The organism is Pseudomonas sp. PA15(2017), assembly GCF_001945395.1.
Lineage (GTDB): Bacteria > Pseudomonadota > Gammaproteobacteria > Pseudomonadales > Pseudomonadaceae > Aquipseudomonas.
In genome coordinates, this window is sequence record NZ_MSXV01000011.1 from 79176 (window position 1) to 99768 (window position 20593).

Sequence of the window (20593 nt, forward strand, 5' to 3'; positions counted from 1 at the left end):
GGTTTTGTGCCGCCACCCGACACTATTGTCAGGTACCGCACTTAGGTTGGCCGCGGATCATACCAGAGCCGGCCCATGATGCAACCAACTCGCTGTTACCGGCCGTCGCACATGGCCTGTTACTATTGCGCCTCGCCTGCCTGGAGCCTCTGCGTGCCCGACGTCATCCTGCGACTCGCCCTGCCCTCGCCATTGCGCCGGCTGTTTGACTACCTCGCTCCGCCCGGCGTATCGGCCCGCGACCTGCAGCCCGGCGCACGGTTGCGCGTACCCTTTGGCCGCCGCGAGATGATCGGCGTGCTGATCGAGGTCAGCGATCACAGCGACGTACCGGCCGACAAGCTCAAGCCCGCGCTGCAGCTGCTCGATCTGCAGCCCCCGGTGCCGCCTGCGCTGATGCGCCTGTGCCAATGGACCGCCCAGTATTACCAGCACAGCCTGGGCGATACCCTGAGCTGGGCGCTGCCGGTGCTGCTGCGCCAGGGCGAAGCCGCCGAAGCGCGCCAGGAGCGTTTCTGGCTGATCGCCAAGGACGCCCACCTGGATGATCCGCGCCTGGCCCGCGCGCCACGCCAACGCGAAGCCCTGAAGACCATCGCCCAACACCCTCACGGCGTCGCCCACCAACTGCTCAGCCAGCTGCAGATAAACCGCGACAGCCTGCAGTTGCTGCAGGAGAAGGGCCTGGTACGCGTCGAAGTACGCCGCCTGAGCAGCCCGGAGCGCCACGCCAACTGGCTGGCCCAGCCCGAGTTGCCACTCAATGCCGAGCAACGCGCCGCGGCCGAGGCGGTGCGCGCCGGCTTGGATGGCTTCAACGCCTTTCTGCTGGCCGGCGTGACCGGCAGCGGCAAGACCGAGGTCTATCTGCAGCTGATCCGCGAAACCCTGGAAGCCGGCAAGCAAGCCTTGGTGCTGATTCCCGAGATCAACCTGGGGCCACAGACCCTGGCGCGCTTCGAGCGCCGCTTCAACGCCCGCATCGCCCTGCTGCACTCGGCGGTCAACGACCGCGAGCGCCTGGACGCCTGGCTGGCGGCACGCGACGGCGAGGCCGACATCATCATCGGCACCCGCTCGGCGCTGTTCACGCCCATGAAGCGCCCTGGGCTGATCATCATCGACGAGGAGCACGACGCCTCCTACAAGCAGCAGGAAGGCCTGCGCTATCACGCCCGCGACCTGGCCGTGGTGCGCGCCCATCAGGAAAACGTGCCGATCGTGCTCGGCTCGGCCACGCCCTCGCTGGAAAGCCTGCACAATGCCCACAGCGGCCGCTACGCCCTGCTGCGCATGAACCAGCGCGCCGGCGGCGCCCAGCCACCACGCTTCCTGCGCCTGGACATCAAGAGCCGCCCGCTCGACGCCGGCATGTCGCCGCCACTGCAGCAGGCCATCACCCAGACTCTCGCAGCCGGCCAGCAGGTGCTGGTGTTTCTCAACCGTCGCGGCTTCGCGCCGACCCTCTTGTGCCACGAATGCGGCTGGCTGTCCGAATGCCCGCGCTGCGACGCGCGCATGACCGTGCACCAGCGCAGCCGCGAGCTGCGCTGTCACCATTGCGGCCACGCCGAGCGCCAGCCCAGCAACTGCCCGAGCTGCAACAACGTCGACCTGCGCCCGGTGGGCGCTGGCACCGAGCGCGCCGAAGAACGCCTGGAAATTCTCTTTCCGGACGTGCCGGTGCTGCGTGTCGACCGCGACAGCACCTCGCGCAAGGAGGCGATGAATACGCTGTTCAACACCGTACAGCGCGGCGAACCCTGCATCCTGGTCGGCACCCAGATGCTCGCCAAAGGTCACCACTTCCCGCGTGTCACCCTGGCGGCGATCCTCGATGCCGACGGCGGGTTGTTCTCCGCCGACTTCCGCGCCAGCGAACGCATGGCCCAGCTGATCGTCCAGGTGGCCGGCCGCGCAGGCCGCGCCGAGGAGCCGGGCAAAGTGATCATTCAAAGCCATCTGGCCGACCACCCGCTGCTCGTACAGCTGACCGAGCAAGGTTATTTCGCCTTTGCCGACCAGGCGCTGAGCGAACGCCGCGCCGCCGGCCTGCCGCCGTTCTGCCACCTGGCGCTGCTGCGTGCCGAGGCGCACAAGCCCGGCCAGGCCGAAGGCTTTCTCGACGAGGCTTGCAGCGAGGCCGAGCACCTGCTGAACGAACTGGCGCTGAGCGGCATCGAACTGCTGGGCCCGGTGCCCGCGCCCATGGAGCGCCGCGCCGGGCGCTACCGCGCGCAATTGCTGCTGCAGGGCAACGCCCGTGCACCGCTGCACAAGCTGCTGGCGCACTGGCTGCTGATCCTGGAGAGCCTGCCCAGCGGCCGCGCGGTGCGCTGGTCGCTGGATGTGGACCCGATCGATCTTTTCTAGGCCGCAGGCCACAAGCTGCAAGTCACAGGCAGATACGCTTTGCCTGAAGCCTGTGGCCTGCAACCTGCCGCTACTCCTATAATGTGCAGTTTTCGATCAAAGCCCCAAGGCAACCCGAGCCGAGTATGAAAGACAGCATTCGCCACCTGATCCAGCAAGCCCTGACCCGCCTGACCGCCGAAGGCGTGCTGCCCGACGGCCTGAGCCCGACGATCCAGGTGGAGAACACCCGGGACAAGACCCACGGTGACTTTGCCAGCAACATCGCCATGATGCTGGCAAAGCCGGCCGGCATGAAGCCCCGCGACCTGGCCCAGAAGCTGATCGACGCGCTGCCTGCCGACGCGCAGATCAGCAAGGTCGAGATCGCCGGCCCCGGCTTTCTGAATTTCTTCCAGAACAGCGACGCCCTGGCCGAGCGCCTGGAAGCGGCCCTGGCCGACGAGCGCCTCGGCGTGCGCAAGAACGGCGCGACGCAGCGCGTGGTCGTCGACCTGTCCTCGCCGAACCTGGCCAAGGAAATGCACGTCGGCCACCTGCGCTCGACCATCATCGGCGACGCCGTGGCGCGGGTGCTGGAGTTCCTTGGTGACGAGGTGATCCGCCAGAACCACGTCGGCGACTGGGGCACCCAGTTCGGCATGCTGCTGGCTTTCATGGAAGAGAATCCGGCCGCCGCGGAAAGCGAGCTGGCCGACCTTGAAGGCTTTTATCGCGCCGCCAAGAAGCGCTTCGACGAGTCCCCGGAATTCGCCGAACGGGCGCGCGCCCTGGTCGTCGAGCTGCAGGCCGGCGAGCCGCAATGCATGCGCCTGTGGAACCGCTTCAACGCCATTTCCCTGAGCCATTGCCAGAAGGCCTACGACCGCCTGGGCGTCAAACTGACCCCGGCCGACGTCAAGGGCGAAAGCGCCTATAACGCGGATCTCGCCAACGTGGTCGCCGACCTGCGCAGCAAGGGCCTGCTCACCGAGGACAACGGCGCTCAGTGCGTCTTCCTCGACGAGTACCAGAACGCCGAGGGCAACCCGCTGCCGGTGATCGTGCAGAAGGCCGGCGGCGGCTACCTGTACTCGACCACCGACCTGGCAGCCATGCGTTACCGCAGCCAGGTGCTCAAGGCCGACCGCGCACTGTACTTCGTCGACCAGCGCCAGGCCCTGCACTTCCAGATGGCTTTCGAAGTCGCCCGCCGCGCCGGTTTCGTGCACGAGGGCATGGACCTGGAGCACATGGGCTTCGGCACCATGAACGGCGCCGATGGCCGCCCGTTCAAGACCCGCGACGGCGGCACCGTGAAGCTGATCGACCTGCTCGACGAAGCCGAATCGCGTGCCTACGAGCTGGTCAAGGAGCGCAACGACCAACGTGCGGCGAAGGGTGAAACACCATTCGAAGAAGCTGAGCTACGCCAGATCGGGCGAGTTGTGGGCATCGCGTCGGTGAAGTACGCCGACCTGTCCAAGCACCGCACCAGCGACTACAGCTTCAACTTCGAACTGATGCTGAGTTTCGAGGGCAACACCGCGCCCTACCTGCTGTACGCCTACACGCGCACCGCGAGCATCTTCCGCAAGCTGGGCAAGGGCATCGAGGACATTGGCGGCCACATCGAACTTCACGCGCCCCAGGAAATCGAACTGGCCGGCAAGCTGGCGCAGTTCGGTGAAGTGCTGAGCAGTGTCGCCGACAAGGGCACGCCGCACCTGCTGTGCGCTTATCTCTACGACGTGGCCGGGCTGTTCTCCAGCTTCTACGAGCATTGCCCGGTGCTTGGCGCCGAACACGAAGGCACCCGCCAGAGCCGCCTGCGCCTCGCCGCCCTGACTCGCCGCACCCTCAAGCAAGGCCTGCAATTGCTGGGCCTGGAAACCCTGGAGCGCATGTAAGTGGCAGCCCGCAAGAAGCCAGCACCCAAGCGCGGCGCCAGCCGCTACAAGGCCCCGAGCAAGCGCCCGGTACCCGGCTGGATTTGGCTCGCCTGTGGCCTGGCCGTAGGCGTGTTCGTCACCCTGCTGCTCAACCTCAAACCGGGTGACGAGGCGGTCAAGCGCGACAAGCCACAGCCGGAGCGCGCCAGTACCACGCCCAAACCGACCCCCTCGGCCACCAGCCAGGAGCCGGGCAAGCCCAAGTACGATTTCTACACCCTGCTTCCCGAATCGGAAGTGATCGTGCCGCCCGATGCCCTGCCTACCCCACTAACACCCACGCCCGAGCAGAAGCCAGTCACCCCGGAGGAGGCGGCCAAGATCGATGCCGCCCGCGCCCAGGCCGCGCTCAATGGCGAAACCCCGCCGCCCGCACCGCCCGTGAGCAAACCAGCCGAAGCCGCTCAAGCGCCGCTGACCACGCAGTTCTTCCTGCAGGCCGGCTCGTTCCCCAGCAAGGACAAGGCCGAAAGCATGCGCGCGCAGATCATTCTGCTCGGCCAGAACGTGCGTGTGGAATCCGGCACCGTGCAGGACAAGACCTGGCACCGCGTACTGGTCGGCCCCTTCGCCAATCGCGAGCAACTGGCCAGCGCCCAGAAGACCCTGGCAGCCGGCGGGTTCGGCAACCTACTTTTACAACAGCGCCAGCTACGCTGATTCCCTTTCGCCCGCCGCCGGTTGAAAAACCGCGGCGGGCCCCCATCTGAGAGTCATCAGGGCCATTTCGCCCCGCAGCGTGGAGACTCTCCCTTGACCACCATCGTTTCAGTCCGCCGCCATGGCAAAGTCGTCATGGGTGGCGACGGCCAGGTTTCCCTCGGCAATACCGTGATGAAAGGCAACGCCAAGAAGGTTCGTCGCCTTTACCACGGCCAGGTGATCGCCGGCTTCGCCGGTGCCACCGCCGACGCCTTCACCCTGTTCGAGCGCTTCGAAGCCCAGCTCGAGAAGCACCAGGGCCATCTGGTGCGCGCCGCCGTCGAACTGGCCAAGGACTGGCGTACCGATCGTTCCCTGAGCCGCCTGGAAGCCATGCTCGCCGTAGCCAACAAGGATGCCTCGCTGATCATCACCGGCAACGGCGACGTGGTCGAACCCGAGCACGGCCTGATCGCCATGGGCTCCGGTGGTGGCTTTGCCCAGGCCGCGGCCCTGGCACTGCTGCAGAAAGGCGGCGACGAACTCGGCGCCCGCGAGATCGCCGAAACCGCGCTGAACATCGCCGGCTCGATCTGCGTGTTCACCAACCAGAACCTGACCATCGAGGAGCTGGACTCGGCCCTTTGAGGCCAGTCCGGATCGGAGCCCGCTCATGTCCATGACACCCCGCGAGATCGTTCACGAACTCAACCGCCACATCATTGGCCAGGACGACGCCAAACGCGCCGTGGCCATCGCTCTGCGCAACCGCTGGCGGCGCATGCAACTGCCGGCCGAGCTGCGCGCCGAGGTCACGCCAAAGAACATCCTGATGATCGGCCCCACCGGTGTCGGCAAGACCGAAATCGCCCGTCGCCTGGCCAAGCTGGCCAACGCGCCGTTCCTCAAGGTCGAAGCCACCAAGTTCACCGAGGTCGGCTACGTCGGCCGTGACGTCGAGTCGATCATCCGCGACCTCGCCGATGCCGCCTTGAAGATGTTGCGCGAGCAGGAAATCATCCGCGTACGTCACCGCGCCGAAGACGCCGCCGAAGACCGCATCCTCGATGCCTTGCTGCCTCCAGCACGCAGCGGCTTCGCCGAGGAAGCGGCGTCGGGCAGCGACTCGAACACCCGTCAGCTGTTCCGCAAGCGCCTGCGCGAAGGCCAGCTGGACGACAAGGAAATCGACATCGAAGTGGCTGAAAACCCGGCCGGCATCGAGATCATGACCCCGCCCGGCATGGAAGAAATGACCAGCCAGTTGCAGAACCTGTTCTCTAACATGGGTAAAGGCAAGAAGAAGAGCCGCAAGCTCAAGGTCAAGGACGCCCTGAAACTGGTGCGTGACGAGGAAGCCGGTCGCCTGGTCAACGAAGAAGAACTCAAGGCCAAGGCCCTGGAAGCCGTCGAACAGCACGGCATCGTGTTCATCGACGAGATCGACAAGGTGGCCAAGCGCGCCAATGCGGGTGGCGCTGACGTGTCCCGAGAAGGCGTGCAGCGCGACCTGCTGCCGCTGATCGAAGGCTGCACCGTGAATACCAAGCTGGGCATGGTCAAGACCGACCATATCCTGTTCATCGCCTCGGGCGCCTTCCACCTCAGCAAGCCGAGCGACCTGGTGCCGGAGCTGCAGGGCCGCCTGCCGATTCGTGTCGAGCTCAAGGCGCTGAGCCCGCAGGATTTCGAGCGTATCCTCAGCGAGCCCCACGCGTCGCTTACCGAGCAGTACGTGGCACTGCTGCAGACCGAGGGCCTAGGCGTCGAGTTCGTCGACGAGGGCATCAAGCGTATCGCCGAGATCGCCTGGCAGGTCAACGAGAAGACCGAGAACATCGGTGCTCGTCGCCTGCATACCCTGCTCGAGCGCCTGCTCGAAGAAGTATCGTTCAGCGCTGGCGATCTGGCCGGTCAACAGGGCGGCGAAACCATTCGCATCGACGCGGCTTACGTGAACAGCCACCTGGGTGAGCTGGCGCAGGACGAAGACCTGTCGCGCTACATTCTCTAGTTACGTTGTAGGCGGCAGGCGGCAGGCCAAAGCAAGGCCTGTAGCCTGTAGCCTGTAGCCTGTAGCCTGTAGCAGGAATTTCCCATGCTCATCCCCACCGCGATCAAGCTGCACAAGGTCTCGCGTATTCTGGAGCTGCACTACGGCAGCACCAGTTACCGCTTGCCTGCCGAATTCCTGCGCGTGCATTCGCCCTCCGCCGAAGTGCAGGGTCACGGCAAACCGATCCTGCAAACCGGCAAACTCAACGTCGCCCTGGTCGGTATCGAGCCGGCGGGTAACTACGCCCTCAAGCTGACCTTCGACGACGGCCACGACAGTGGGCTGTTCAGCTGGGATTATCTGCAACAACTGGCCCTGCGCCAGGATGAGCTGTGGCGTGATTACCTGGACGCCCTGGCCGCCGCCGGCCAATCGCGCGACCCCGACGAGTCGGTCGTGCGCCTGATACTCTGATACGCCATCGACCGCCGCTCCCGCCTGGCCGATCCTGCGCTAACGTCTAAACTCGGGTAACCAGAGCACTTCAGGTTCACCCGCCATCTCTGGATGCCGCAAGCGCCACTACCACTGCCAATCGCAAGCCTCGACAGGATCAGCGCCATTGCCCGCGATCAATGGCCGCCTGCCGCTGGCAAAGGGAGCGTTGTCGATGAGTGAAAAGCAGAACGATGACCTGAAATACAACCCCACCAAGAGCACCATGGGGGTCAACCCGGTCATCGGTATACGTGGCAGGGATCTGCTGAATTCCGCCCGCCTGGTAATGACCCAGGCCATTCGCCAGCCGCTGCACAGCGCCCGGCACGTCGCCCACTTGGGGCTGGAAATGAAGAACGTGCTGCTCGGCCAGTCCAGGTTGCAGCCGAGGACAACGACCGCCGCTTCAGCGACCCGGCCTGGAGCCAGAACCCGCTCTACCGCCGCTACCTGCAAACCTACCTGGCCTGGCGCAAGGAGTTGCACGACTGGGTCGAGCACAGCTCGCTGTCCGAGCAGGACGTCAGCCGCGGCCATTTCATCATCAACCTGATGACCGAGGCGATGGCGCCGAGCAACAGCCTGGCCAACCCGGCGGCGCTCAAGCGCATCTTCGACACTGGCGGCAAGAGCGTGCTCGACGGTCTGTCGCACATGGCCAAGGATCTGCTGAACAACGGCGGCATGCCCAGCCAGGTGGACATGAAAGCCTTCGAGGTGGGCCGCAGCGTCGCTACCACCGAAGGCGCCGTGGTGTTTCGCAACGAGGTGCTGGAGCTGATCCAGTACACCCCGGTCACCGAGCAGGTATTCAAGCGCCCGCTGCTGGTGGTGCCCCCGCAGATCAACAAGTACTACGTATTCGACCTGTCCCCGGAAAAGAGCCTGGCACGCTTTCTGTTGCGCAGCCAGGTGCAGACCTTCATCGTCAGCTGGCGCAACCCGACCAAGGCCCAGCGCGAATGGGGCCTGTCGACCTATATCGAAGCGCTCAAGGAAGCCGTCGAGGTGGTTTGCGCGATCACCGGCAGCAGCGATGTCAACGTGCTGGGCGCCTGCTCCGGCGGCGCGACCACCGCCTCGTTGCTCGGTCACTACGCAGCCATCGACGAACAGAAGGTGCACGCCCAGACGCTGCTGGTCAGCGTGCTGGACACTCAACTGGACAGCCAATACGCGCTGTTCGCCGACGAGCAGACCCTGGAAGCGGCCAAGCGCCGCTCCTACCAGGCCGGCGTACTGGAAGGCAGCGACATGGCCAAGGTGTTCGCCTGGATGCGCCCCAACGACCTGATCTGGAATTACTGGGTCAACAACTACCTGCTCGGCAACGAGCCGCCGGTGTTCGACATCCTCTACTGGAACAACGACACCACCCGCCTGCCCGCTGCCCTGCACGGCGAATTCATCGAGATGTTCCAGACCAACCCGCTGACCCGCGCCGGCGCGCTGGAAGTCTGCGGTACACCCATCGACCTCAGGCAGGTTACCTGCGACCACTACGTGGTGGCCGGCAGCAACGACCACATCACGCCCTGGACGTCCTGCTACAAGTCGGCGCGCCTGTTCGGCGGGCAGTGCGAGTTCGTGCTGTCCAGCAGCGGGCACATCCAGAGCATCCTCAACCCGCCGGGCAACCCCAAGGCGCGCTACATGACCAACCCCGAGATGCCGGCCGACCCGAAGGCCTGGCAGGAGGACGCCACCAAGCACGCCGATTCCTGGTGGCTGCACTGGCAGAAATGGCTGACCGCGCGCTCCGGGGAGAGCAAGAAGGCGCCCGCCAAGCTGGGCAACAAGCGCTACCCGGCAGCCCAGGCGGCGCCGGGCACCTACGTGCACGAGCGCTAAGCGCGCGACGACCACCGACAGGGGCGCCACATGTCATCAGCCTTCGTGTTTCGCACCATCGTCCTGGATCAACAGACGATCCGCACCGCCGTACGCCCCGGCAGCCCGGACAAGGTGCCGCTGCTGATCTTCAACGGCATCGGCGCCAACCTGGAACTGGTGATGCCGTTCGTCAACGCTCTGGACAAGGATCAGGAAATTATCGCTTTCGATGTGCCGGGCGTCGGCGGCTCCTCCACGCCGAGCATCCCCTATCGCTTTCCCGGCCTGGCCAAGCTGGCGGCGCGCATGCTCGATTACCTCGACTACGGCCAGGTCAACGCCATCGGCGTGTCCTGGGGCGGCGCCCTGGCGCAGCAGTTCGCCCGTGATTACCCCGAGCGTTGCAAGAAGCTGGTGCTGGCCGCGACCTCGGCAGGCGCGGTGATGATTCCGGGCAAGCCCAAGGTACTTTGGCGCATGGCCAGCCCGCGCCGTTACCTGCAACCCTCCTACGGCGTGCATATCGCCGCCGACATCTACGGCGGGGCCTTTCGCCGTGATCCCAAGCTCGCCCTGTCTCACGTCAGCAAGGTGCGCTCGGGCGGCAAGCTCGGCTACTACTGGCAGCTGTTCGCCGGCATGGGCTGGACGAGCATCCACTGGCTGCACAAGATCCGCCAGCCGACCCTGGTGCTGGCCGGCGACGACGACCCGATCATCCCGCTGCTCAACATGCGCCTGCTGGCCTGGCGCATCCCCAACTCCGAATTGCACGTGATCGACGACGGCCACCTGTTCCTGGTAACCCGTGCCGAGGTGGTGGCGCCCATCATCATGAAGTTCCTCGCCGAAGAGCGGCAGCCGGCGGTCATGCATCCGCACAACGTGACGGCGAGCCGTGGACAACCGTGACGGCCAGACACATGGCAATGAGTGAGGACGCACCGAACCGATGAAGACCCGCGAGCGCATTCTCAACGCCACACTGGCGCTGTTCAACGAACGCGGGGAACCCAACGTCTCGACCCTGGAAATCGCCAACAGCCTGGACATCAGCCCGGGCAATCTCTACTACCATTTCCATGGCAAGGAGCCGTTGACCCTGGTGCTCTTCGAGCAGTTCCAGGCGACCCTGGCACCACTGCTCACACCGCCCGACAACGCCGAACTCGACGCTCAGGACTACTGGCTGTTCCTGCACCTGATCGCCGAAGGCATGTCGGCGTACCGCTTCCTGTTCCAGGACCTTTCCAACCTCAGCGGGCGCCTGCCCAAGCTGGCCACCGGCATGCGCCACTGGCTCGCCAGGCTGCGACATACGCTCACGGCTCTACTGGCGAACCTGAAGGGCCGGCGGGTACTGATCAGCGAGGACAACGTGTTGCAGCAACTGGTCGAGCAAATCGTGCTGACCCTGCTGTTCGCCCAGGATTACCAGCGCATCGTCGCCCAGCCGGCCGACAGCCGCCTGGTGGTCTACCACGTGATGATGCTGGTCGCCCCGCACCTGCAGGATGAAGCACGCCACACAACAGAACTGTTGGCCCACAGTTACCTGCACGAAAATGCCGGCTGAAAATAAAAACGCCCGATACGGGATCGGGCGTTCTCCAGGCGACTTACCGACTCACGATTGCGTGCCGGAAGAGGTCGAAGGGGCCTCGGCCGGCGTCGTCGAGGCCGCTGGCGTGGCTACCTGTGCCGCCGCTGCCTTTGCCGTAGTTGCCCTGCGGGCTGCTGGCTTCTTCGCCGCTGGTTTACTGACGGCTTTGGCAGCCGGCTTGGCAGCTGGTTTAGCTGCGGCTTTTGCCGGGGCTTTCGCGGTGGAGGCTGGCTTACTCGCCGCCTTGCTCGCCGGCGTCTTCTTGGCTGCTGCCGGTTTAGCCGTAGCGGGCTTGGCGGCTGGCTTCGCTGCTGCCGTGCTGGCTGCCTTGTTGACCGGCGCCTTGCTCGCGGCCGCCGACTTGGTAGCGGCCTTTTTCGCCGCTGGCTTGGCGGTCGGTTTGCTGGACGCGCCCGTTAGCGTCTCCAGTTGCCGGGTCAGCAGATCGACCTTGTCATTGAGCGACTTGACCTCGTTGCGACTGGGCACGCCCAGCCGCGAGATCGCATTGTTGAGACGCTTGTCGAACGCTTCCTCGAGTTCGCTCCACTTGCCGATCGCCCTGCCCTTCACCTCGTCGACACGCGAGCGCGCACTGCTGACGGACGAATCGACCGACGACTTCACCGCATCGGCCTGCTTATCGACGTTGCTCTTGGCGGCCTTCTCGGCCTTTTCGCCATCCTTGACCAGCGTGTCGAACAGCTTGGTGCCGTCCTTGCTGACCTTGGAGTAAGCGCCCAGGCCTGCCAACCAGATCTGCCGCGAGTACTTTTCAACCTCGCCGATCCACGAGCTGGTCTGTTTCTCGGTTTTCTTTTTGACAGCCATCCTGCTCTCCTTATTGAGTACGCGCGACACGCTCGAGCAACGCGCTCAGCTCATCCAGCTTAGCAGACAGGGCTTCGATATCCTGTCGGGCGGGAATACCAAGACGGTTCAGTGCGCCAGCCACGCGTGAATCGAAGGCCCGCTCGATCTTTTCGATGCGCGCGGCGACCTGGTTCTTCACAACGGACACTCTGCTTCTGGCTTCGTCGATCTGGCCATTGGCCGCCTCGACTTGTTCATTGACCTGTTTCCTGCCGCGCTGTTCCGCTTGCTCCCCCAGGTTCACCAGCGTCTGGAAATATTCCAGGCCTTCCTGGCCAACCTTGGCATAAGCACCCAGGCCGGCGAGCCACAACTTTCTGATTCGCGACGGTTGATCGCCCAGGGCAGAGCGGCGAGCGGAGATGAGCGGTTGCCTGCTGACGGTAACGTTCGACATGGTGCACCTCACAGTGGGTTGGCAGATGGCCTGCACGACACAGGCTTACCAGACACCGTAAAGGGCAAAACTAGAAAGCGCATACTAATCGGCGCAGGGATCGCGCGAGCATGCGGACATCGAAGGGCGTGCGGGTCAAGCCTGCGAGCGCGAGGCTCGCAGGCTCAAGAGCCAATCAGTTGCTGGCTGGCGGCGTTGCGCCGTTGGCAGCATTGGTGGCAGGCGCGGATGCAGCTGGCTCGCTCGCCGGTGCAGCGGCAGCCTTGCTGGCTTCAGGCTTGGCTACCGGCTTTGCAGCCGTGGCTTTGGCAGCAGGCTTGGCCGCGGCTTTGGCAGTTGCCGGTTTGGCGGCAGCCTTGGTCGCCGACTTGGCAGCAGCCGGTTTCGCCGCAGCCTGGGTGGCAGGCTTCGCGGCCGCTTTGGCGGCTGGCTTGGCAGCCGGTTTAGCTGCGGGCTTGACTGCAGGCTTGGCTGCGGCCGACTTGGCAGTGGCCTGGCTAGCGGGCTTGGTAGCCGGCTTCGCAACGGCCTTGGCCGCTGGCTTGGCAGCGGTGGGTTTCGCAGCCGCTTTGGCAGCGGACTTGGCTACCGTTGGCTTGGCCGCAGCGTTGCTAGCTGCAGATTTGGCAGCTGGCTTGGCACTGGCCGGTTTCGCGGCGGCTTGAGCAGCGGGTTTGGTAACAGGCTTAGCGGCTGCCTTGGGAGCCGGCTTGGCTGCGGCCTTGGCCACCGGTTTGGCAGCAGCGCGGGCCGCTGGTTTCACTGCGGCTTTGACCACCGCTTTGCTGGCAGCAGGTTTTGCAGCAGCCTTGGCAGCCGGTTTGACGGCAGCCTTGGCGGCTGGCTTGGCAACCGCTGGCTTGGCTGCAGCCTTGCTGGCAGCCGGCTTGGCCTGGGCCTTGTCACGGCTGGTCAGAGCCTTGCCGGCAGCCTCACGCACCTTGCCGACGCCCTGGGCCAGTTTCAGGCTTTCCTGGGCATCACGCTTGAGCTGCACGATGTACTGGCGGGTTTCGGTCTGGCGGGCCTGCAGCGCATCAAGCGCGCCCTCCAGCTCATCCACTGCGGCCTTGGCCTTGGACTGCGCCTTGGCCTTGCCATCGGCGACTGCCGATTGCAGCTTGCCACGGGCCTTGTGCAGCTTTTCCTGCGCACTACCGCGCTGCTTTTCCAGTTTGGCGAGAATCTTTTCAGCGTCTACCAGCGCTTGCGAGCAGGCATTCTCGAGGTGCTCGAGCAAGCTTCCGGACAGTTGCTGCAGCAGATGCAAAGGGGTGGTGACCGATTTCTTCTTCAGGTTTTTTGTGGCCGGCATGACGCGCCTCCAGGCGGATGGGATAAAGCCATACATAGGTGGGTGAAATTTGCGCCCGCCAGAGGCGCTTTGCAAGCACCTGCATATGCTTGGCGGGGGCCTGAAACGACGACGCCGCGGTTGATCGCGGCGTCGTGGCTCATACAGCGGCGGCGGTGGCCTGCTGTTTATGGGCGGTGTGCAGAACCTCGATCAGGCAGTCCTCGAGTTCGAAGCGCTCGTGCAGCATCTGCCCCAGGCGCTTGAGCTCGGCGCTCACCGAGTCGACATCGCCACAATCGCCTTCATCACAACGATCGTTGAAGGCCAGGGCCGCTTCGGTGATCACCTCGATACGCGAATAAATCTGCTTGGCCAGCTCAAGGCCACGCTGATCGCCAAACGCCCGGGCCTCTTCGGTGAGCTGCTGGTAAACCTCGAAATGGCCGGCGGAGACGTAGTCGACGAGGTATTCGCAGAAGCGCTGCATAACCGCCTTGTCGCTGACGTCGTCGATGGCCGCATAGGCCTTGATCAGTTCGGCACGTTCCTGCAGCCAACGGTCGATCATCAGGTGTACGCCGCCCCACCGCTCCTGCGCATTCTGGCAACTTTCGAGCATGGTGATCCGCTCCCTTATGAGTTAAGTCCTGTAGGCATCCGGGCTCAGATCATCGTTCAACCTGTCTTCGCCGGGAATCGGAAGTTGGCTGGTCACCTGGCAGTATCCCACTGGCCGGAAGTCGCTGCGGCCCATGGAGGGCAGCGACGGCAACGCACCACGAGTCGATCCTTGAACGTGCAGCCGAGTCCGGACACTAGCATGATTCTGTTTGCAGTCCGACCTCTCATTTCGTCTGAGGTTATGCCTGCTCTGATCACCCTTCAAGGGGGCAACGCGTCGCCGGCCTAGAGCCGGCGCAAACGGATGCAGCTCAGCCCAGCGGCGGCGTGCGCGCAGGCTCAACGGGAGTGGCTACGACTGCCCGGCCACTCAGGCGACGGTCGAGCAGACCCAGGCCTTCCTGAAACAAGCGGTTACTGCGTTCCACTTCGCCCAGTTGCGCCAGCAGGCGCGCCAACTCCGCGCAGGTTTCAGGGTGGCGCTCGAGCGTCAGGCTGGCCTCGAAGTAATCTCGGGCCTTGCCCCATAGCTGGTTGTGCAGGCTCAGACGGCCCAGGGTGAGCAACAGCCCGGCATCATCGGGATGCTGCTTGAGCCAGCCTTCGGCAGCCTGCAATTGTTTGGCTGGATGACGGCCACGCAGCAGACCGTAAAGGCGCGCCAGGCGGCTGTCGTACTCGCGGTTCAAAGCCTTGTTGAGCAGCTCCTCGGCGCCTGGCTCGGCACCCAGTGCACGCAGACGATCGGCATACACCGCCAGCAGCTCGGGCTCGCCACGCAGGTTGGGAGACAGGCGCTCCCAGGCCTGGGCCAACGACGGCAGCGCGCCGTCGCCCGCTTCATTGAAATCCAGACCGAGCAGGTATTCACGCCAGGCGCGTCGCTCCAGCGCCATCAGCTCGGCCGGCGCCATGGCCTTTTCCTTGCGCAGCACCGGTAGCAGCTTGAGCAGCGCCTGCCAGTCACCACGGGTCACGTAGAGCTGCTGCAGCTGGCGCAGCACCTGCGGGTTATGCGGATGGCGTTCGTGCATCACCTGCAGGGTTTGTTGGGCGTCGTCGGTTTCACCACGCGCCAGCTGCAGCTCGGCGTGGGTCAGGGCGATCGCCAGTTCGGCGTTGGGCTGGCGCTGCAGCGCCTCCTCGAGCAGGGCATCGCTTTGCTGATAGTGTTCGAGGTTATGAGCGGCACGGGCGGCGCCCAGGTAATGGATCAGGGGCCGCGGCTCGTTGCGCGCGATGCGGCTCAAGTGCGTCTGCGCCTTGCGCCAGCGCCCCTCGATCAGCTCCTGAAAGCCGTGTTCGGAGGCACTGCGCACCCGGCGCTCGCGGTGCAGGCTTGACCAGGGGTTGATCAGCCCGACCGAGGTGAGTAGTGCGCGAGCCAGCAGGCGCATCAACCACAGCGCCAGGCAGACCGCCACGATCAGCAGCACGAACGCCCACAGGGTCGACTCGTAACGGAACCCCTTGTAGGCGAACAGCACATAGCCCTGATGTTCGGAGATGGCCAGGCCCAGCAGCGCCAGCCCGCCGATCACCAGTACGGTGAGCAACAGCAGGTAACCGCGCTTCATGGGCGCTCCTCCGCGCTGTCCTCGCCGGGTGCATCCTTGAGCCGTTCGCGCGCTGACTGCTTGTGCTCGATATAGGCCTGCACGGCGTTGAGTGATTCGCCGAGTTCGGGCGCCTTGATCTCGATAGGCTGGTCGACCAGTTCGCCGACGCGGGTGCGCAGGGCGCGGCTGTCGGGGTTGTCACGATTGAAGTTGGCGTCCAGCACCTCAGCCGCCTGCTGCAGTGCCTGCCGATAGACCTGGGTCTGGCCATGCAGTGCAGCCCATTGTGCCTGCTCGAGCGCCAGGCTCAGGGCAAGGCGCACTTGCGTCAGGCTCTGCCCGGCCAGTAGCGGACGCACGTTCTGATCGGCGTTGAAATCGAGACGGAAATACTGGGAGAGCTTGTGCAGGCTCTGCCCCCACCAGGTGCCCGGCTCACTTTCGGCCGCCAGCTCGCCAAGCACGCCACCGTCAGCGACGAACTTGGGATTCAGCGAGTTGAGCTGCGAAGCCTGCTCACGCAGCGCGCCGAGCTGCAGGAACAGGCCGGTGCGATCGGGGTTGTCGGTGGCGCGCAAGGCTTCCAGGCTCTTGGCCAGTTGCTCGCGGGCGGCAAAGGCTGCCGGATCGTCCTGGTCACGGAGAATTTCATCGGCCGCCTGAACCAGCGCAGTGGCGCTGTTGATGTCCTGCAACGCCGACAGACGCAGGCTGGCCAGGCGCAGCAGGTGCTCGGCCTCGGCCAGGCGCCAGTCCTGGCGGCTGGCACCCAGGACGGTTTCCAGGCGGCGATTGAGCAGTTGTTGGTCACCCTGCAGTTGCGCCACCAGTTGGCGACGCTCCTCGAGCGCCTGCACGCTGGGCAGTTGCTCAAAACGGCCATTCAGGCTTTCGGTGCGCTGCGTCAACGCCTGGGCCTGGCTGCGCGCCTGCTCTAGCTGAGCGGACTGCTGCTTCGCTTCGCTCTGCAACGCGCGCAATTGCCAGGCACTCCAGCCGCCGACGCCAACACCGACGGCGGCGACCAGCAAGGCCACGGCAGCAATCGCCGAGCCGCGCGCAGCCGGCTTGGCCTCGGCAGCGGCTGGGGACGATTCGGGGGCGGCCAGCACAGGCTGTTCCTGCTCTTTGGGGGGAGTCGCTTCGCTCACGTATCCATCCTTTGCTTCAAGAGTCGGGCGAAGCCTGCGCACGCAAGGCCGCCAACAACGCCGTGGTGTCGGCACCACGGCAATCCACAACATCAACCGCACCCAGCTCGCGGGCCATTTCGGCGACGCGCGGGCTGGGCACGAACAAGGGTAGCTGCGCCAGCGTGGGCCAGTCATCCGCCGCCAGTTGCTGCAGATGCGTCAGGCCCTGCCCACTGCTGACCACCAGGCCATTCAAGCGTTCCACCTGTATCAGTTGCTGCAGCGCACCGGCGGGGTAGGCTGGCAGTACGCGGCGGTAGACCGGCAGATAGTCCACCTCGACGCCTTGCGCCTGCAAGCGCTCGGCCAGCAGAGTGCGGCCATCCTCGCCACGGATGATCAGCACCCGCGGGAACATCGCGTTCTTGAGCGGCGCCTGCAGCTCGGGCAGATCCAGCAGGGCCTCGCTGTCGTCGCCGTGTTTCGGCCAGAACACCGTCAGGCCATAGTCAGCAAGAATCTGTCCGGTGCCGGCGCCGACGCTGAACCAGGGCTGCTCGGCGAGCGGCTGTGGCCAGTAGCGATCGAGCAGCTCGAGGCCGAAGCGGGCCGCAGGTTTACTCACCACGATCACTGCCGTGTAGCGGTGCAGGTCACAGATGGTCGCGCCGTGCTGGGGCGTTTCCAGCAGTTGCTCGATGCCCAGCAGGGGCAGGCAGGCGCCGTGGATGCCTTTGCCGGCGAGCATCTGGGCCAGCGCCTGGCACTCCTGCTCGGGGCGGGTCAGCAGCAGGCGCCAGGCACTCACTCGGCAATGGCCTCGCTGTAGATGGCTTTGAGGATTTCACCCGCGCCCTGGGCCAGCAGTGTTTCGGCGACGTCGATGCCGAGGCGCTCGGCGTCCTCAGCCGAACCGCGTTGTTCGGCGCGCAACAGGCGGCTGCCATCCGGCTCACCGACAAGGCCACGCAGCCACAGCTGCTCGCCCTCGAGAATGGCGTAGCAGGCAATCGGCACCTGGCAGCCGCCGTTGAGGCGTTTGTTCATGGCGCGCTCGGCCGTCACGCGCAATGCGGTCTCGGTGTGGTTGAGCGGCACCAGCAGTTGCTGCAGCTCGGCATCGCCAACCCGGCATTCGATGCCGACGGCGCCCTGGCCGCCAGCCGGCAGGCTGTGCTCGACACCGATGGAGGCGCGGATACGATCTTCGAAACCGAGACGAATCAGGCCCGCGGCAGCCAGGATGATGGCGTCGTATTCACCGGCATCCAGTTTGGCCAGACGGGTGTTGACGTTGCCACGCAGGAAATGGATTTTCAGGTCGGGCCGGCGCGCCAGCAGCTGAGCCTGGCGACGCAGGCTGGAGGTGCCGACCACGCTGCCGGCCGGCAACACGTCGAGGCTATCGTAGGTATTGGAGACGAACGCATCACGCGGGTCTTCACGCTCGCAGATGCAGAACAGGCCCAGGCCTTCGGGGAAATCCATCGGCACGTCTTTCATCGAGTGGACGGCGATGTCAGCCTGGTCGTCCAGCAACGCGGTTTCCAGCTCCTTGACGAACAGGCCCTTGCCACCGATCTTGGCCAGCGGTGCATCGAGCAGCTTGTCGCCACGGCTGACCATCGGCACCAGGCTCACCCGCAAGCCTGGGTGGGCCTGTTCGAGGCGGGCCTTGACGTATTCGGCCTGCCACAGGGCCAGGGCACTCTTGCGGGTGGCGATGCGAATTTCGCGGGGCATTTGCACGTTCCAGAAAACCAGTTGCCGCGGATGATAACAGGCTCGCAGGCCGCCGGCCCGAAGCCGGCTGCGACGCGGCAACGGACTTGCTAGATCTGGTTCATCAGCTTGCGCACACCCGCGACATGACGGCGGCTGACTACCAGCGCGTCACCATTGAGCCCCTTGAGGAAGAGCTGGAAGTGGCCCAGCGGAGTGCGCTGCAGGCGCTCGATACGTTCGCGCGCCACCAGGGCGTTGCGATGGATGCGCACGAAACGATCACCGAATTCGTCTTCGAGCGCCTTGAGCGGCTCGTCGAGCAGTACTTCACCACCGTCATGACGCAGCGTCACGTACTTGTGATCGGCGATGAAATAGATCACATCGTCCAGGGGAATGAGTTCGATACCTTTGCGAGTCCGCGCACTGATATGGCTGCGCGGGCCGACCCCGCTTTCGGCGGCAGGACGGGTCAGCGCGGCCAGTTGCACACGGTTGAGGCGCTCGGCTTTCTTCAGTGCATCTTCAAGGTGCTCAGGACGCACGGGCTTGACCAGATAGCCCACCGCACTGACCTGAAAGGCCTCCACGGCAAACTCATCATGGGCGGTGCAGAAGATCACCGCCGGCGGCGCTTCGCGCTCGCAAAGTCTGGCGGCGGCCTGCAGGCCGTCGAGGCCCGGCATGCGGATGTCGAGCAGCACTACGTCGGGCTTGAGGCTCTCCACAAGCGCCAACGCCTCTTCGCCATTGCTCGCAGAGGGCTCGACCACACGATAGCCATCGAGCGCGGCCACCATTCGGCTCAGGCGCTCACGGGCAAGGGGTTCGTCATCAACGATCAAGACATTCATAATGATCTGGCTTCCTGCATGGGTCTTGCACATGGATAGCGGAGACGGGTGTAGTGAAGGCCATCGCGGCGTTCCACACTCAGATTGGCCTGCGAGCCGAAAAGTGCCGCAAGCCGCGCATCGATATTGGCCAGCGCCTGGTGCGTGCCGCGCGAGACCATGGGTGCGCCGCCCTCCTCATAGGGATTGCAGACGCTGAGATGGAATACACCATCGTTGTATGTGGCTGATATCTGCACCAGTCCCCCCTCGATACGTGGCTGGATTCCATAGATCAGAGCGTTCTCCAGCAGCGGCTGAAGGGTCAGCTGGGGAATCGGCAGGTCAGCGGGAACATCGTCGACATCCCACTGCAACTGTAGTCGTTCACCAAGCCGATATTGCTCGATCGACAGGTACCGCCGTGCCAGTTCCAGTTCCTCGCTCCAACTGACGAGGCTACCGGGCTTGGCCAGGCTTGCCCGGAACAGGTCGGAAAGATCCAGCACCGCCTGTTCCGCCCTGGCAGAATCTGTGACAACCAGGCTCGCGATGCTGTTCAAACTGTTGAACAGGAAGTGCGGGCGGATACGCGCCTGCAGCGATTCGATGCGCGCGCGCAGCTCGGCCTGCTCCTGACGCCGCCACTGGCTCTGCAGATAGAAATAGCGCAGCAACAAGGCCGACATGATCAGGCTGATCAGCGCATGGCGCAGGTACAGGTTGACCTCGCCGTCGTGGGGCAGCGGCCCGCCCAGATCGTAGTAATCGGCCACCGCCGTGCAGCCCAGCGTCAGCCCGACCACCAGGGCGCAGCAGGCCGCCCCCGCCCACATCGCGCGCAACCTGGCGAGCAGCGGCCGCAGCCGGCACAGCAGCGCCGAGGACAGCAGCACGATCCACTGCACGAACAGCGAGGTCAGCGCCAGGCGCACCCAGTCGAAACCGGGCAACATCGGTTCGGCGAGCACCAGTACCAGCACCAGTAATTCGGCGAGCAGCACGGTGCTGAGCAGCGCTTCGGGCTGGCACAGTTCGGGCACGAAGAAATCGTTCGGCGCCTGGGGGGGCGAGGTCTTGCGTTTATCGTTCATCACGGCAGTGTCGGCGGGCGCTGCGCAACGGGCAAGAGAGGCCAGCGCAGGCGAGCGAAATAAGCCGCGTAAACCCATGGCGAAGGGATGAAACTGTGACCCAGGCGACACTCGCACCGGCCACTGCGCGGGGTGCCGGGTCTGTTATCATCGGTACACTTTTCCGCCATGACGGGCAGCCTTGA

Annotated in this window: 18 protein-coding genes and 1 pseudogene; 9 read left to right on the forward strand and 10 right to left on the reverse strand. The window is 64.8% G+C overall.

Annotated elements, in window-relative coordinates; translation table 11 throughout:
* Positions 1 to 153: 153 nt before the first annotated feature.
* The 9 genes and pseudogenes from BVH03_RS05295 (at position 154) to BVH03_RS05335 (ending at position 10849) form a co-directional block, all read left to right on the forward strand.
* Positions 154 to 2373: a primosomal protein N' gene (locus tag BVH03_RS05295; RefSeq protein WP_075960202.1), complete on the forward strand. Its 2220-nt coding sequence runs from the start codon at positions 154 to 156 to the stop codon at positions 2371 to 2373.
* 125 nt (positions 2374 to 2498) lie between these two features.
* A complete protein-coding gene (gene argS, locus BVH03_RS05300) occupies positions 2499 to 4262 on the forward strand; it encodes an arginine--tRNA ligase (protein WP_075960203.1) in 1764 nt (587 codons plus the stop codon).
* Positions 4263 to 4964, forward strand: coding sequence for an SPOR domain-containing protein (locus tag BVH03_RS05305; protein WP_075960204.1), 702 nt, complete (start codon positions 4263 to 4265; stop codon positions 4962 to 4964).
* A 93-nt stretch (positions 4965 to 5057) separates the two neighbouring features.
* Entirely contained in the window at positions 5058 to 5594 is a 537-nt protein-coding gene (hslV, locus tag BVH03_RS05310; RefSeq protein WP_075928576.1) for an ATP-dependent protease subunit HslV, read from the forward strand.
* Between the two features lie 25 nt (positions 5595 to 5619).
* Complete coding sequence (hslU, locus tag BVH03_RS05315; protein WP_075960205.1) at positions 5620 to 6960, forward strand: HslU--HslV peptidase ATPase subunit; 1341 nt, start codon at positions 5620 to 5622, stop codon at positions 6958 to 6960.
* 84 nt (positions 6961 to 7044) lie between these two features.
* Positions 7045 to 7416: a gamma-butyrobetaine hydroxylase-like domain-containing protein gene (locus BVH03_RS05320; RefSeq protein WP_075960206.1), complete on the forward strand. Its 372-nt coding sequence runs from the start codon at positions 7045 to 7047 to the stop codon at positions 7414 to 7416.
* A 196-nt stretch (positions 7417 to 7612) separates the two neighbouring features.
* Positions 7613 to 9291, forward strand: a pseudogene (gene phaC, locus BVH03_RS05325) (class II poly(R)-hydroxyalkanoic acid synthase).
* 30 nt (positions 9292 to 9321) lie between these two features.
* Positions 9322 to 10185: a poly(3-hydroxyalkanoate) depolymerase gene (gene phaZ, locus BVH03_RS05330; RefSeq protein ID WP_075960207.1), complete on the forward strand. Its 864-nt coding sequence runs from the start codon at positions 9322 to 9324 to the stop codon at positions 10183 to 10185.
* Positions 10186 to 10225: 40 nt separating this feature from the next.
* Complete coding sequence (locus BVH03_RS05335; RefSeq protein WP_075960208.1) at positions 10226 to 10849, forward strand: TetR/AcrR family transcriptional regulator; 624 nt, start codon at positions 10226 to 10228, stop codon at positions 10847 to 10849.
* 51 nt (positions 10850 to 10900) lie between these two features.
* On the opposite strand, the gene BVH03_RS05340 is transcribed toward BVH03_RS05335, so the two are convergent.
* The 10 genes from BVH03_RS05340 to BVH03_RS05385 all read right to left on the reverse strand — a co-directional run bounded on the left by BVH03_RS05340 (position 10901) and on the right by BVH03_RS05385 (position 20408).
* Entirely contained in the window at positions 10901 to 11707 is an 807-nt protein-coding gene (locus tag BVH03_RS05340; RefSeq protein ID WP_075960209.1) for a phasin family protein, read from the reverse strand.
* 10 nt (positions 11708 to 11717) lie between these two features.
* Positions 11718 to 12146, reverse strand: coding sequence for a phasin family protein (locus tag BVH03_RS05345; protein ID WP_075960210.1), 429 nt, complete (start codon positions 12144 to 12146; stop codon positions 11718 to 11720).
* A gap of 175 nt (positions 12147 to 12321) precedes the next feature.
* Entirely contained in the window at positions 12322 to 13461 is a 1140-nt protein-coding gene (locus tag BVH03_RS26310) for an AlgP family protein (RefSeq protein WP_075960211.1), read from the reverse strand.
* A 139-nt stretch (positions 13462 to 13600) separates the two neighbouring features.
* The gene (locus tag BVH03_RS05355) at positions 13601 to 14062 is read right to left on the reverse strand and encodes an Rsd/AlgQ family anti-sigma factor (RefSeq protein ID WP_075960212.1); all 462 of its coding nucleotides are present in this window, start codon (positions 14060 to 14062) and stop codon (positions 13601 to 13603) included.
* Between the two features lie 313 nt (positions 14063 to 14375).
* Positions 14376 to 15641 (reverse strand): heme biosynthesis HemY N-terminal domain-containing protein, encoded by a 1266-nt coding sequence (locus BVH03_RS05360; RefSeq protein ID WP_075960213.1) that lies wholly within the window; start codon positions 15639 to 15641, stop codon positions 14376 to 14378.
* Complete coding sequence (locus BVH03_RS05365; protein ID WP_075960214.1) at positions 15638 to 16774, reverse strand: uroporphyrinogen-III C-methyltransferase; 1137 nt, start codon at positions 16772 to 16774, stop codon at positions 15638 to 15640. Before BVH03_RS05365 ends, BVH03_RS05360 begins: the two co-directional genes overlap by 4 nt.
* Before the next feature lie 16 nt (positions 16775 to 16790).
* On the reverse strand, positions 16791 to 17564 hold the full coding sequence (locus BVH03_RS05370; protein ID WP_075960215.1) for a uroporphyrinogen-III synthase: 774 nt from the start codon (positions 17562 to 17564) through the stop codon (positions 16791 to 16793).
* Positions 17561 to 18499: a hydroxymethylbilane synthase gene (hemC, locus tag BVH03_RS05375; RefSeq protein ID WP_075960216.1), complete on the reverse strand. Its 939-nt coding sequence runs from the start codon at positions 18497 to 18499 to the stop codon at positions 17561 to 17563. The genes BVH03_RS05370 and hemC overlap by 4 nt, the downstream gene beginning before the upstream one ends.
* 89 nt (positions 18500 to 18588) lie before the next feature.
* Positions 18589 to 19335, reverse strand: coding sequence for a LytTR family DNA-binding domain-containing protein (locus BVH03_RS05380; protein WP_075960217.1), 747 nt, complete (start codon positions 19333 to 19335; stop codon positions 18589 to 18591).
* A complete protein-coding gene (locus tag BVH03_RS05385) occupies positions 19332 to 20408 on the reverse strand; it encodes a sensor histidine kinase (RefSeq protein WP_075960218.1) in 1077 nt (358 codons plus the stop codon). The genes BVH03_RS05380 and BVH03_RS05385 overlap by 4 nt, the downstream gene beginning before the upstream one ends.
* Between the last annotated feature and the right edge of the window lie 185 nt (positions 20409 to 20593).